Source organism: Mycobacterium paraffinicum, from assembly GCF_001907675.1.
Taxonomy (GTDB): domain Bacteria; phylum Actinomycetota; class Actinomycetes; order Mycobacteriales; family Mycobacteriaceae; genus Mycobacterium; species Mycobacterium paraffinicum_A.
Window position 1 is genome coordinate 172190 of sequence record NZ_MPNT01000001.1, and the last position, 14348, is coordinate 186537.

The 14348-nt window shown below is 65.6% G+C and carries 12 protein-coding genes; 2 read left to right on the plus strand and 10 right to left on the minus strand.

Features of this window, described 5'->3' with window-relative positions; translation table 11 throughout:
* Nucleotides 1-7: 7 nt before the first annotated feature.
* From BRW65_RS00825 to BRW65_RS00865, 9 genes are all read right to left on the minus strand, one after another.
* Nucleotides 8-2131, minus strand: coding sequence for a hydantoinase/oxoprolinase family protein (locus BRW65_RS00825; protein ID WP_073870124.1), 2124 nt, complete (start codon nucleotides 2129-2131; stop codon nucleotides 8-10).
* Nucleotides 2128-4443, minus strand: coding sequence for a hydantoinase B/oxoprolinase family protein (locus BRW65_RS00830; RefSeq protein WP_073870126.1), 2316 nt, complete (start codon nucleotides 4441-4443; stop codon nucleotides 2128-2130). The genes BRW65_RS00825 and BRW65_RS00830 overlap by 4 nt, the downstream gene beginning before the upstream one ends.
* Nucleotides 4440-6371 (minus strand): flavin-containing monooxygenase, encoded by a 1932-nt coding sequence (locus BRW65_RS00835; protein WP_073870128.1) that lies wholly within the window; start codon nucleotides 6369-6371, stop codon nucleotides 4440-4442. Before BRW65_RS00835 ends, BRW65_RS00830 begins: the two co-directional genes overlap by 4 nt.
* Before the next feature lie 16 nt (nucleotides 6372-6387).
* On the minus strand, nucleotides 6388-7224 hold the full coding sequence (locus BRW65_RS00840) for an enoyl-CoA hydratase-related protein (RefSeq protein WP_073870130.1): 837 nt from the start codon (nucleotides 7222-7224) through the stop codon (nucleotides 6388-6390).
* Nucleotides 7221-7652 (minus strand): Zn-ribbon domain-containing OB-fold protein, encoded by a 432-nt coding sequence (locus tag BRW65_RS00845; RefSeq protein WP_073870132.1) that lies wholly within the window; start codon nucleotides 7650-7652, stop codon nucleotides 7221-7223. The genes BRW65_RS00840 and BRW65_RS00845 overlap by 4 nt, the downstream gene beginning before the upstream one ends.
* Nucleotides 7649-8761 carry a thiolase domain-containing protein gene (locus BRW65_RS00850; RefSeq protein WP_244167942.1) on the minus strand — a complete coding sequence of 371 codons (1113 nt, stop codon included), beginning with the start codon at nucleotides 8759-8761 and terminating at the stop codon, nucleotides 7649-7651. Before BRW65_RS00850 ends, BRW65_RS00845 begins: the two co-directional genes overlap by 4 nt.
* Before the next feature lie 52 nt (nucleotides 8762-8813).
* A complete protein-coding gene (locus tag BRW65_RS00855) occupies nucleotides 8814-9296 on the minus strand; it encodes a MaoC/PaaZ C-terminal domain-containing protein (protein WP_084187626.1) in 483 nt (160 codons plus the stop codon).
* Nucleotides 9293-9742: an FAS1-like dehydratase domain-containing protein gene (locus tag BRW65_RS00860; RefSeq protein WP_073870136.1), complete on the minus strand. Its 450-nt coding sequence runs from the start codon at nucleotides 9740-9742 to the stop codon at nucleotides 9293-9295. Before BRW65_RS00860 ends, BRW65_RS00855 begins: the two co-directional genes overlap by 4 nt.
* 149 nt (nucleotides 9743-9891) lie before the next feature.
* On the minus strand, nucleotides 9892-11415 hold the full coding sequence (locus BRW65_RS00865; protein ID WP_073870138.1) for an aldehyde dehydrogenase family protein: 1524 nt from the start codon (nucleotides 11413-11415) through the stop codon (nucleotides 9892-9894).
* Nucleotides 11416-11784: 369 nt separating this feature from the next.
* Here BRW65_RS00865 and BRW65_RS00870 point away from each other — a divergent pair, with 369 nt between their 5' ends.
* Nucleotides 11785-12972 (plus strand): cytochrome P450, encoded by a 1188-nt coding sequence (locus tag BRW65_RS00870; RefSeq protein ID WP_073870905.1) that lies wholly within the window; start codon nucleotides 11785-11787, stop codon nucleotides 12970-12972.
* A gap of 70 nt (nucleotides 12973-13042) precedes the next feature.
* The gene (locus tag BRW65_RS00875) at nucleotides 13043-13855 is read left to right on the plus strand and encodes an SDR family NAD(P)-dependent oxidoreductase (RefSeq protein WP_073870140.1); all 813 of its coding nucleotides are present in this window, start codon (nucleotides 13043-13045) and stop codon (nucleotides 13853-13855) included.
* 40 nt (nucleotides 13856-13895) lie between these two features.
* Here the strand turns inward: BRW65_RS00875 and BRW65_RS00880 are convergent, their stop codons facing one another.
* Nucleotides 13896-14345, minus strand: coding sequence for a nuclear transport factor 2 family protein (locus BRW65_RS00880; protein ID WP_073870142.1), 450 nt, complete (start codon nucleotides 14343-14345; stop codon nucleotides 13896-13898).
* Nucleotides 14346-14348: the final 3 nt, after the last annotated feature.

Consider the following 14348-nt stretch of genomic DNA (forward strand, 5'->3'; position numbering starts at 1 on the left):
TCTCCCCTTATTCGTTGACGTCGATCGGCTCGATGACGATGCTGCTTCGGGCGTCGACGGTGGCCCGCTGGCCCTGACGAAGGACGACGGTCGTGTCGATGAACTCGATGATGGCCTGGCCGGTTACCCGGTCACCCGGCTTCAACCGGCCACCCTCGTAAACCGGCGTTCGGCTCGGCATGGAGCCCAGTTCGTACCAGACCACTTCCCGCCAGCCACTGGGCTCGACGTCGACTGCCGTGCCCGCGTCGGCGGCGACGAACTCGTGCTCGGTGACGCTGGCACGAGCCGTCACCCGCAGCGACGTGATCATGAAACCCGCTGCCGGGTAGCCACTTCCGGGACCGAACAAGAGCTCGTACTCCCGCTCGAAGGCGACGATCAACTGGTCGAGCTCGGTCTGCCGGTAAACGCCGGGCGGGGCGGGGATTCTCAGCTCGTTGACCTGTTGGCGATAGCGCATCTCGACGAAGCGATCGAGCCGCACGTCGGCGTCGGCGAGCGAGACCGGCAACGCAGCTCGGACCTTGCCCTCCAACTCCGCCCATGCCTTGTTGAGTTGCTCGGGATCGAACGGCGACGGCGTGAGCAGCGCCATGTCTTGGACAATCACCGCGTCGGCTGCTGCCACCCCGAACGCCGACCAGCCGGCAGCCAGGTCTCCGAGCGGAATGACCGTGGTCGAGATGCCGAGCTTCTGCGCGACCATCGGGCAGTGCGTCCCACCCCCACCGCCGAACGCGTACATGACGCAGGCGCGAGGGTCGTAGCCTTGTTGGGTGCTAGACAGCAGGATCGCGTCCGCCATCTGGTCGTCGACGATCCGCATGGCGGCTGCGGCCGTCTCGACTGCCGTGAAACCCAGTGGCGCTCCTGCGCGTTCGAGGGCGGCCGCCGCCGCGTCGGTATCCAAGGAGAGCGCACCGCCGAGAAAGTGCTTGGGATTGAGGTAGCCCAGCACCACGGCGGCGTCGGTCACCGTCGCCTGCTCGCCGCCGCGCCCGTAAGCCGCGGGCCCGGGCACGGCGGCGGCGCTGCGCGGTCCGACGCGCAGGCTGCGGGTGTCCTCGTCGAAGGCGACGATCGAACCGCCGCCGGAGCCGATCGAGCGCACGTCGAGTGTCGGCACGAAGTACTCGTACTGGTCATAGCGCGTCGTCGTTCGCGTCACCGGTTCGCCGCGACGGATCACCCCGACGTCGAACGTTGTGCCGCCGACGTCCCCGGTCAGCACGTTGATGTCAGTAGGGGCGCCGACGGCGGCGACACGCGCGAGCCGGCCCGCACCGATCAACCCCGCCACCGGGCCGGAGCCGATGGTGAGCAGGGGCATCCGGCGGGCATGCGCGATATCGATCAAGCCGCCGGCGCACGTCATGATCGACAGCGACCCCGGATAGTCCAGCGCGGCCAATTCGTCCTCGAGACGCGCGAGGTAGTCACTGGTGACCGGCCCGATCATCGCGTTGATCAACGTCGCGACGGTGCGCTGGTATTCACCGACCCGGGGCACGACCTCCGAGCTGACCGAAACGAATGCGCTGGGCGCCTCTTCGGCGACGATGCGGGCGAGTGCCCGCTCATGCACATCGGTGGCGGTCGACCACAGCAGCGCGATCGCGAACGCCTCGACCCCGTCGGCGACCAACGAGCGGATCGTCTCACGCGCGCGACCCTCGTCAAGCGCCATGATGATCTGTCCGTCGGCCGCGACCCGCTCGTCGATCTCCACCACAAGGGACTTGGGCACCAGCGGCTCGGGCTTGTAATGCCCTGCTAAATGGGCGATTTCTTGGGCATGCGACCCGACGAGCCGTTCCCCGGCGCGCATCATGTAGATGGTGTCCCGATGCCCGGCGGTGACCAGCAGCGCCACCTTCGCGGTCCGCTTCTCCACGAGCGCGTTCGTGCCGACCGTGCACCCGTGCAGAATCGCGTCGGTCCGGGCGAGCAGGTCGGCCTGCGTGAGCCCAATCCGGTTCGCGACTTCGCCGATCGATCCGATGAACCCTTGCTGGAACGCCGGCGGGGTCGACGACACCTTGCCGATAGCGACGTTGCCGTCCGCGTCCACGGCCACGCAATCGGTGAACGTGCCACCGATGTCGATGCCTACCGTATAGCCGCTCATAGAAACAGGATTTCGTTCAGGGCCGGCTCGCTGCGCCGCGCGATTTCGACGGTCATCAGGACCTGACAGCTGGGGCAGCAGTACCGACGCAGCACCATGTCCTCATCGAGGAAAAAGTTGGGATTCTCGACGCGGGGCAGGATTTCCACCCCGGTCTCGCTGACCGCCAGGCCGCGTTTGTAGCTGGCGCGGTAGTCGGACAGCACCGCGTCGCAGCGCGCGCAGGCCAGCACCCTGCGATCGCCGTCGTCACGGGCGACGACGTACTCGTGCACCGACCGCGGTGGCTCACCCGTTGCGGCGCTGACATTTTCGTCACCGATACGGCCGAATCGTTCGGCGACCGGTGTCCAGGTGCGGCGCTCGGAGCGGATTTCTTCGCGTCGCGCGCGGGTCGCCTCGTCGTCGACACGACCGTCGTCCCCTACAACGACGCCGTACAGGTCGGAACCGGCCGCGGCCGAAACGTAGCCTCCGGCAACGTCGTCGGCGACCCTGTGGGGCTCACGCTCGAGGGGATCCCCGTAGCCACCGCCACCGCAACAGACCATCTTCATCACATCACCGTCTTCCAGTGGTGTGCCGTTCGACTTGGTCCGCAGTCGGTGATGCTCGCCGTAGGTCAGTTCCGCGACCGATCGGGGCATGTGCCCCGCCTTCCAATGCTGCGCCACGTCCGTGCCGCCGAACACCTGGTACTCCGCCGTCGGGGACGGTAAGCCGCCGAACAAGCCCATCGCCTGGTTCGTCGACACGCCTTGGCCGCCGGCATTGGTGATAGCTTCCATCTGCGCGGAACGGTAAGGGGTGAAGGCTACTTCGATGCCCACCCCACCGCGGTAGCGACCCGGGCCGCCCGTGTCGGTGGCCTCGGTTCGGTACATCATCAGGACTGGGTAGTACTGCTCGGTGTCTTCGACGTTCGGCATCTTGGTCATCGGCGCAATGACGAGACCCGTGGTGTCGACACCGTCGGCGTGCGCGCGCGAACCTCCGCCTGCGCCAACTGCTTCCAACACCGCCGTTCCGAAGAAGCTGCCGCGATCGTCCGTGCCCGCGAGAACCAGCAGCGGGTGATCCGCACCGCACACGACGAGGTCCCGCTTCAACTCGGGATCGCAGGCCATCAGCCGAGCGAAAGAATTCTGCACCCGGACGAAGGAGTCGATGATGTTCATCACGCCACCGCTCACCGCGGCGGGATAGTCACAACAGGTCAGCGTTCCCGGCGTGGGATGAAAGTCGATCTGACGGTAGGCGCCGCCGACCGAGAAGGTGTGTTCGTGTAACAGCGTCAGCGCCGACAGGCCCAGCACGATCCCCATGAAGTTGACGAAGGTGAAACCGTTGGGGCCTATCCCCTGGGCGTCCGTGCCTGCGTTGTCGACGATGAGCCGGTCGCCGCGTTTGGTCAGGTTGAACTGCACCCGATGGGTTTTACGGTCACCTGGCATCTCTTCGTCGAAGTAGAACACATCGCTGACGGTGCAATCGGGGATGCGCTCGAGTTTGCGCGCGAATGCCAATTGCGCGTTGTCGAGAATCCGCCGCATCGCCGCCTTGACAACCCCGGCACCGAACTCGTCGCACGTTTCACGCAGGCGGCGGATGGCGAACTGACAGCCGGCCAGTTGTGCCCGCATGTCGAGCGCCACCATATCGGGCATACGCGACTGACGCCGGTACATCTGCTCGAGGTCGTCACGCAGGATGCCGCGTTCGATGAGCTTGAACGGCCTGAACATGACCGGATCGCTGTACACGTCGGGCGCGTTCTGCGGCCAACCGCCCGGGACGATGCCGCCGAGGTCGTACTGGTGAGCGGCGTTGGACACCCAGGCGAACAACTCGCCGTCGATGAACAGCGGTGCGGCCACGCAGACGTCCATCTGGTGAGCGGCACCGATCCACGGATCGCTGGCGAGGTAGACGTCCCCCTCCTCGATGCCCGGCGCGTCGCTGAAGTGTTCCATCAGGTATCGGACGACGAGCGGCGCCCCGGAGTTGAGGTATTGGACGAACGGCGCGCTCATGACGGCCTCACCGTCCTCGGTGAGGATCGACATGTTGAAGTCCAGGCCCTGGAACACCGGGGAGCCCGACATTCGCGTCAGGGTGTCGCCGTGCGCGATGTTGATGGTCCACAACCGATTCCGCAGCACCTCGAAGGTCACCGGGTCAATGTCGTCCGCGGCTTGGGTCGCGAGCTTCAGCTTCGGCGACACCCGGGTCTGCCAGTCGTCGGCCGGCCGGTAGCTGTGGATCAGACCGTCCCAGACGACGTCTTCGGCGCTCGCGCCGATTGTGGTCATCGGATCTCCATGTCACCGAAATCCGGATACCGCAGGAGCCGGAAAATGATCCCCGGCGGGTACGGAGACATGACCGCCGACGGAGCGCCGCCCTGTCCCTGGTAATAGCTGTTGGCGCGCGGATCGCTCCACGCCTTGGTCTTCTGCCGCTCGAACACTTCGGCCATGTACTTGCGGTATGCCTGTTCGCTGACGTCGATTGACTTTTCGTCATTGTTGATGAGACGGTCGATGCACTTCAGCGCGAACTGGGTGACAAGCTCCACCCACGGACCGGGCGTGACGCCGCCAATCGTGTTGGGGCCGTGCAGCATCCACAGATTTGGGAAGCCGTGCACCATGCAGAACCGGTACGCACACGTGCCGGTTTCCGCCCAGGTCTGCTCCAGCGTCGCCTTCCGGCCGGTGACGCGCATCGGAAAGAGGTAGTCGTTTGCGCGGAAGCCGGTCGCGTAGACGATGATGTCGACGTCGTGTTGCTGGCCGTCGACGGTCCGGATGCCGGTCTCGTTGACCTCGGCGATGGCATCGGTCACCAGCGTCACGTTGTCGCGGTTCAGGGCGTCCAACACGTTGTAATCGGTGTCGACGAGAACGGGCCGGTGTGACCACACCGGGTAGTCCGGCGTCATCTTGGCCCTCAGCTCGCTGTCGGGAAGCTTCTCCGCCAGGAACTCGATCGCGTTGTCGCGCATCTGCTTGTTGAATTCACTGATCGCCTGGGGATCCCCGCTGTAATTGGGATCGCGGTCGGTGGTGATGTCCCAACCGCTTGTCACATCCACACCGCGCAGGCGCATGAAGTTCTTGTGGAACGGAAGGTTGCGCTCCAGCCACTTCACCTGCCAAGGATAAGGCGCACGGTAACCGGGAATTCCGAACACCCACGACGCTTCCTTCTGGAAGACGACGACATGTTCGGCGGTCAGCGCCAACTCGGGGACCATCTGGTAGCCGGTGGACCCGGTCCCGATCACGGCGATGCGTTTGCCGTCCGGCTTCACTTCCTCGGGCCAGCGCGACGAGTGCCACGATTGGCCCTTGAAGGCGTCCATTCCCGGGATGTTCGGCATGTTCGGCTGGCACAGGAAGCCGACCGCGGTGATGACAGCGTTGGACTCGATGGTGCGGTCACCATTGGGACCGCGGACGTCGATCTTCCACTTGGCTCGATCGTCATCCCAGGTGAGCGCGCGCACTTCCGTATCGAATTCGATGTGGTCGCGAATATCGTGCTCGTCGGCGACCCAATCGAAGTAGGCCTGGTTGTGGGCGCGGGGGCAGAACGCGTACTCGAGATCGACGTTCGTGCCGAAGACATGCGTGTACGCGCGGCTTGGCGAATCGACGCGGGCCCCCGGATAGCGATTTCGATACCACGTGCCGCCGACGCCGCCGTCCTTCTCGAGGTGCGTGTACGGAATGCCTGCCCGCTTGAGCATCACCGCCGCGTTGAGGCCGCCGTAGCCCGCGCCGATGACCGTCACCGAGAAGTCCGCGAGTTTGGCGGGATCTGGTGTCTGCGACCACTTGTGGGCGCGCGCCCAGGGGTCGAGCCCCAAATCCTCGATCAGCATGGCCATCTGGTCCGGTCCCGGTTCGCTGCCGGTCGCCAGCCGGATCGACTCTTCGAGGCGGTCGAGCGGGCCGATATCGAGATGGCCGCCGCCGGAGTCACGGTAGGACTTCAGGAACGCCACGGCTTTGCGTTGGATCAGCGCGATGTCATCCTCGGAGGCCGGAATTGCCGCTTCGGCGAACATGACCTGTGCGCGCAGCGTCTGCACCTTGGTCCTGAGTTCCTCGTCGCCAGTGAGCTGATACAGCACGCCGCGCAAGACAAGTGGATCGGCGAATTGGACGATGTCCTCGAGTTGTTCGTCGGTCGTCTCGAGGAGCTCGGACTGCGCTTGCTGTGCAATGCTCATAATTGCCTTCCCGACGTCACTCGCGCTCGCCGCCGCCGTACCGTCCCGGAAACAACTCCGCGGGAAACGAGGTGTTCTTCCTCAGACGCCACTCGGGCGCCCGCTTCTCGACGAATGACGCCATCCCCTCTGGAAAGTCGGCGCCGCCGAGTGCCCAGTCATACAGCTTCTGCTCCAGCCGTGCGTGCGCGGACAGATCGTCCGATTCGAGCCCGCGATACACCAGGCTCTTGGTGACCGCCGCGGCCACCGGCGAGACGTTGCGCACGATGTCGTCGGCGATCTCCCGCGCGCGGTCCAATACGCGATCGGCAGGGTGCGCCTCATTGGCCAAGCCCAGTCTGACCGCATCGCGGCCGTCGAAGATGCGGCCGGTCAGCAGCAGTTCCATCGCGTTGGCGGCACCTACCAACCGAGGCAGGATCCAGCTGGCACCGAATTCGGGGGTCAACCCGCGCCTGGTGAAGACGAATCCGAGCTTCGCGTCCTCGGCGGCGATTCGGATGTCGAGCTTCATCGGCAAGGTCATGCCGACTCCGACGGCCGCGCCGTTGATCGCGGCGATCGTCGGCGTCCGCATCTCCCAATAGGGCCGGTCCGTCGCGGGCCGAAAGAGCTCCCGAAGCGTGGCGTCACTGGTTTGGTCCTCGTCGAGATCGGCCCCGGCGCAAAACGCTCGACCTGCACCCGTGACGATGATCGCGCCGATGTCGTCGCGAACCTCGAAACCCGCTATCGCATGGGCTAATTCGGCTTCCATCCGCCGCGTCCAGGCGTTCATCCGGTCGGGGCGGTTGAGCAGCACGGTCGCGACTCGGCCGTGTTCCTCGGTGCGTATCGTCTGGTAGGTCATCGCGCCGGCGGATCACCATCGGGTTGAAAACGAAACAGCGCATGACCGTTGTCGTCGGCCGGCATCACCACGCGAACTGGGCTTCCGATCGTCACCGCGTCGGGATCGCAGCCGATGATGTTGCTCATCACCCGCGGCCCCTCGTCGAGCTCGACGTAGGCGATCACGTAGGGCACCGCCTCGCTCCAGCCGGGAAGGCCGCTCTTGCGCACCACCGTGTAGCTGTAGATGCGTCCGCGGCCACTGGCCTCCTGCCACGCCGTGTCCAGGCTCCCGCACCCGGGGCAGAACCCTCGGGGGTACCAGATCCAGGAGGCGCAGCCGCTGCAGCGTGGCAGCAGGAAGCGGGATTTCGTCAGCCCTTCCCAGAATTCGCGAGTCTCTTCGGTCACCGATGGTGCCGGAACCGGCAGGCCTGCCGCGGTCACGAGGACCTCCCCATGATCAGTGTGGCGCTGCCCATCCGGGTGCCGATCGAACCGCCGGTGCCGTGGGCCAGTGCGAGTTCACAGTCGGGTACCTGGACTTCCGGGTGCGCCTCGCCGCGCAGCTGCCGGACGGCCTCGATGACCTTGGTGACACCGCCGCGGTTGCTGGGATGGTTGTTGCACAAGCCGCCGCCGTCGGTGTTGAAGGGCAGCACCCCATGCGGCGCCTGCAGCGCGCCATTCTGCACGAATACACCGCCCTTGCCCTTGGGGCAGAAACCCAGATCCTCGATCGCAACCAGGGCCGTGATCGTGAACGAGTCGTAGATCGACACGTAATCGATGTCGTCGGGGGTGACGCCGGCTTCGGCGAATGCCCTTGGACCAGACTCCACCGCCGCAGTGTAGGTGAGGTCGACGTTGCCGTTGTCGGTGTGCTTGACCGCCTCGCCCTGGCCTAGGACACTAACGCAGCGATCCCCGAGATCCTTTGCGACAGAAGGGTCTACCACGACGATTGCCCCGCCGCCGTCGCTCACCACACAGCAGTCCAGCCGGTGCAGCGGATCACTGACCATCGGCGACTCCAGGACCTGCTCGACGGTGACCGGATCGCGCAGCATGGCGTTCGGGTTGTGCTGCGCGTGGTGCGCCGCGGCCACTTTGACCTCGGCGAGTTGAGCCGAGGTTGTCCCGTATTCGTACATGTGCCGTTGAGCGGCAAGGGCATACGCCGGGGCGATCCCGAACATCCCCCATGATTCCTCGAACGTCGTCTCGGGGGACGGCTCGGCCGGAGCGGGCATGCCCTGAGGGGCGCTGCGCGGCCGGCCCGCCATCGTTATCAGGGCGATTCGGCACTTACCGGCCGCGATCGCCGCGGCGGCGTGGCCGACATGGACGATGTACGACGATCCACCGGTCTCTGTCGAGTCGACGAAGCGGGGTTTGAGCCCCAGGTACTCGGTCATCGAGATCGGGCCGAAGCCTGCGGTCGAGTCGCAGAAGTAGCCATCGACGTCCGCCAGCGTGAGGCCGGCGTCCGCGAGCGCGCCCACGGCGACCTCGGCGTGGATCTGCGCGGTCGTGCGATGAGGAATTTTGCGCATTGGATGCTCGAAAACCCCTGCTATACAGGCTTTCCCCCGAATGGACATCGTCTCACCTACCGCCGGCCGCGGGCAGCTGCACGGCGGCAGTGCCGATTGTCGTCTTTGCACCTGCAGGGCCCTCGCCCCAGATTTCGAGTTCGACCGTGGTCACGCCGTCGCCGGGAGCGATCGCAGTCACCTGACCCTCGAGCCGGTATTCGTCGCCCGGGACGTCGGTACCTCGATAGGACACGTCGACGCGCTGTACGAACGCGTCGGGACCGGCCCACGTCGACACGAGCTCGCCGAGCCACGCCATTTTCAAGTAGCCATGGACGATGACACCCGGCAGACCCGATTCGACGGCGACCGCGTTGTCGTAATGGATCTCATAGAAGTCGCCGGAAGCCCCCGCGAACATGACGAGTTGGCGCGTCGTCGGCAGCTTGGTGACGGTCGGAAGCCGATCGCCGACAGCCAGGGTTGTTGGGTCCAGCGTGCGTGGCGGCACAATCGCTTCGGGCCGCCCATTTACGCCCTGCTCGGTGCTCATCTCTGAATTCCGGTGCCGGTGCCGATCGCGACAAGATGGCCGTCGCCGTCGGTGTATCGCGTCCGGCCCTGGAAGATCAGCATGCTGCCACCCTTTCCTTGCTTGGCCTGGACCTCGGCGTATTCGGCCTGCCCGATGATGACGTCGCCGGGCCGAACCGGGCGAAACGACTCGAAGACGCTGCCGCCGTTGAGCTTGACGGTCCCGAAGTCGATGTCGGGTGCGGGCAGCGGCGGCAGGAGTAGGCAGAGGAAGGTGGGAGGAGCGATGATGCCACCCCATCGGGTCGCCCGGGCGAACTCCTCGTCGTAGTACAGCGGGTTGGCATCACCGATCGATTCGGCAAACCGCCGGATCGTGGTGCGCTCGACCTTCATGGAGACCGCGGGCCCGACGAGACCGACGTACTGACGAGCTTTCTCGACCGCCGCTTCGAGGGTCAGCATGTCGCACCACCCTGGCTAATCGCGCCGCCGAACGATGTATTGGGACGAATGTTTTCGACCGACCGGTCTGTCGACATATTCGGCATTTCATCACGTCGAAGGCGCAGGGTCAAGCCGCTGGCCGCGGTCTGTACGGCGTCCACGCGGCCCTACTTTTCCAGTCCGCGGCCCGGCGGAAGGCCACTGGCTCGACCCACTCCGGCCAGTGGCCATTGCACATGCTGGACGGTGAAGAACTCCGCGAATCCGGCCTCGCCCCTGTCGAACCCGACGCCGCTTTCGCCGACACCTCCCCAAGGCGCGTCGGGCCGGTCGCCGCCACCGCCGTTGATGGTGGCGGTTCCGGTACGCAGACGGCGCGCGATCCGCATCGCTTCGTCCGCCGGTCCCCAGATGTTCGCGTTCAGCCCGTAGCGGGTGCCGTTGGCCATCGCCACCGCCTCGTCGACGGTGTCGTACGGCATCACCGCACCGACGGGCCCGAAGAGTTCCTCCTGGCAGATCTCGTCGGCGTTGCCGACGTTGCCGATCAGCGCCGGAGCCATGAAAAACCCGCGCTCTGCGTCGACGGGCTTGCCCCCCGCCACGATCTTCGCGCCCCGATCCAAGGCGCGATCGACGTAACCTCGGACGCTGTCCACCTGGGAGCGGCGGATCAGCGGCCCCAGCACCGTCGACGGCTCGAAAGGATCGCCAACCACGACCGTGTCCATGAATGCGGCGGCCGCGGCCACGAAGCGCTCGTAGTCGGCGCGCGGCACGAGCGTGCGGGTCGTCGCCCCGCAGGCTTGTCCGCTATTGCGGGTGAAGCGCAGGATCGACGGTGCCGCCGCCGCCTCCACGTCGGCGCCGGGCAACAAGATGTTCGGTGACTTGCCGCCGAGTTCGAGCACGACCTTCTTGAGTCCGTCGGCGGCCTGGCGCATGACCTGTCGGCCGACGGCGACCGACCCGGTGAAGGTGACGAGGTCGACGGCGGGATGCTCGGTCAGCGCGCGCCCGACCTCGGCTTCGCCGATGACGACGTTGACGACGCCGGCAGGTAGGTCCGCCTCTTCGACGATGCGGGCGAACGCGACCGCTGCGAGCGGCGTTCGCGGCGACGGCATCAGCACACTCGTGCAGCCGGCGGCCAGTGCGCCGCCAACCTTGAAGGCGGTGATCAGCTGTGGGGTGTTGTACGCCGTGATCGCGGCAACGACCCCAATCGGATCGTGGAACAGGATGCTCGTCGACAGGACCGGGGACGAGTGCAGGCCGATCCCGTTCTCCCAGCCACCGCGCGGGCCGCGGATCGCGGCATCGGCGAACCATTCCCAGAAGTTGATTGGGAGGTCGGCGTGCATCGCCTCGCTGAGCATTCTCGGCGAGCCGACCTCGAGCATGCCGAGCTCGACCAGGTCATCGCGGTGGGCACGCAACCGATCGATCAGTCGGTTGATCGCCGCAGCGCGATCGCGTGGACGCATCCGCGGCCACGGCCCTTCGTCGAAGGCCTTGCGTGCTGCCGTGACCGCCTCGTGTACCTGTCCGACAGAGGTCACCGGCACCTTCGCCAGAACTTGCTCGGTCGTCGGGTCGATGGCGTCAATCTGGCTGTCGCCGCCGGTGAGCCAGCGACCGTTGACGTAGCCGGCAGGTCCTGCGACCAGGTCACGAACCCCTTCGGACATCCGTGTTCGTACGGCAGACATTTGTGGCGCTCCAAACCTGCTGATAATTGGCCAATTCCCATCCGACCAGTCGGTTGGACATTACCATATTGGGCAGACCGACAGGTCGCCGAGATCGTCACCCGCATCCCAGCAATTGGGCCGCTCAGCGCTAAAGATCGGAGGGCAGCGTGGCTGAGATGCGCTCCCCCCGGCGGGGCTCCATCGCCACCCGGCTTGGGGGCGCCGACGGGCGGAACGTGTACCCATGGGCGAGGACAACGAGCCCACCACACCATGCGAGGCGGCCGAAACACTCACAGCGCGCCGGTTTGTTCGGCAGATGCGCACTCCTTCGAAGGAAGTGCGATGGGAGATCAGGAGTTGGGCATGAGCCAGACCGAAATATATTACGACCCTTTTGATTTCGACATCGACGACGATCCTCACCCGATCTGGAAGAGGATGCGTGACGAGGCCCCGCTATATCGCAACGACAAATACAACTTCTATGCGCTGAGCCGCTATGACGATGTTGCTCCCCAACTGACCAACTGGGAGGCTTTCCGATCGGGCCGCGGAACCACCTTGGACATCATCATGAGCAACATGGAGTTCCCCCCTGGCAGCATCCTTTTCGAGGACCCGCCGAGCCACGATTACCATCGTCGCGTCGTCTCACGGGTCTTCACGCCTCGCCGGATGGAGGCGATTGAACCCCTCACCCGCGACTTTTGCGTGCGTGCGCTGGATCCGCTGGTGGGCACCGGGCGGTTCGACTTCGTCGACGACATCGGCGCGACTGTCCCGATGCGTACCATCGGTTACCTGCTGGGCATTCCAGAAGAAAACCAGGCGGAGATCCGTGACCGCGGCGGGCGGCGGCTGAGCCTCGACGAGGGCACATTCAGGCAGGTCGCCGACGACTTCATGACGCACAGCTATGCGTTGTTCGCCGACTACATCGACTGGCGGATAGAGCATCCTTCCGACGATCTGATGACGCAACTGCTGAACTCCGAACTCGAGGACGACCAGGGGAAGCGCGCACTCACTCGCGACGAGGTGCTGTGCTATGCCGCCGGCATCGCCGGCGCCGCCAACGAGACGACCACACGCCTGATCGGATTCATGGGTCAGCTGCTCGCCGAGCACCCGGACCAGCGCCGTGAGATCGTGGCCGACCCGTCGCTGATCCCCGGGGCCATCGAGGAGGTTCTGCGCTACGAGGCGCCATCGCCGGTGCAGGCGCGCTATGTCGCCCGTGATGTCGAATGCCACGGCACCCTGGTGCCCGAGGGCTCGGTGATGTTGCTGCTCAACGGGTCAGCCAATCGCGACGAACGGAAGTATCCCGACGCGGACACGTTCGACATCCAGCGCGGCGCCGCGCATCTCAGTTTCGGTCACGGATTGCACTTCTGCTTGGGTTCGGCGTTGGCGCGCATGCAGGCCAGGGTGGTGTTGGAGGAGGTGATCAAGCGCTGGCCGGACTGGGAGATCGACTACGCCAACGCCACCAGGGCACACACGACCAGCGTGCGGGGATGGTCGAAGATGCCCGTGTTCACGGGCTAGTGCCCAGTCCGTTCGCCGCCGCTCACCAACACGCTCTTCGACCGTCCGGACGGTCGCCTATCGTTGACGCATGGCTGCCGAACCCGTCGACCACGTCCCTGACACCAACCGCAACGCGTCGCCGTCCGCCGACACCGGCATCGAGGGTCGGGTCGCGATCGTCACCGGCGCGTCCTCCGGCCTCGGCAGGCGCTTCGCGAAGGTACTCGTCGAAGCCGGAGCGCTGGTGTCGATCACCGCACGGCGCGCGGACCGTCTCGAGGAACTGCGGACCGAGTTGGGCCGCGACCGAGTCCACGTCGTGGGCGGCGATATCAGCGACGAGGCGTTCCCGGCTCAGCTCGTCAAGGCGACGGTCGACCGGTTCGGCCGGCTGGACGTCTTGGTCAACAACGCCGGAACCGGATCGATGGTGCGGGCGGAGGAAGAGTCGACCGCCCACTTCCTGCAGGTGATCACCACGAACCTGGTCGCGGTGTTCACCTGCTGCCGGGAGGCGTACGGGCCGATGCGCGACAACGGCGGCGGCAGCATCGTGAACGTCTCGTCGATGCTCGGACAAATCGGCATCGGCCGCATCCCCCAGGCGTCCTACTGCGCATCGAAGGGCGGCGTCGCCAACCTCACCCGGGAATTGGCCGCCCAATGGGCCCGCACCGGCATCAGGGTCAATTGCCTTGCGCCGGGCTGGTTTCCGACCGAGATGACCGCGGCGATGATGGCTGACGAGAAAAGTCTTGCCTTCATCGACCGCACCGTGCCGATGCGGCGCGCGGGTCGAGACGACGAGCTCGACAGCGCTCTGCTGTTCCTGGCGGGCCCCGGATCCAGCTACGTCACCGGACAGTCACTCGTCGTCGACGGCGGCTACTCCGCGATCTGACCGTGCCAACTTGACTCCTGACGTTGACCGGCGCCGCCGCTCATGAACCAGGGACCACGTCCGTGCGCAGGCGGGTGAGCCTGGTCGACTTGATCAGCCAGTCGTCGCCTTGCTTTTCATACGTCTCGTGGTAATGCCCGAAACCGTGCAATTCTGTGCCATCCGGGAAGCGGAGTAAGTCCTCCATCGCCCAGATGCCCTTCGCCGTTGACGGCGACAGCAGATCGATCTCAGGGGTGTGGCACTGGTGGACAGTGACTACCTCGCCAAGCGTGGGCACCAGCATGGCGAGAAATGCATCGGCCCCGACGATCACGGCCCCCGCCGATTCCGTCGACTCCTGATCTTGACCAGGTACGGCTTCCCCTGCGGATTCGAGGTTGACCGTGACGTCGTCGGTGAAGAGTTCGCGGTAGGCGTTCCACTCCTTGGTGTCCATCAGGCGGCAGTACCGAGCCTTCAGGCGTTTGATCGCCTCGATGTCATCCATCCG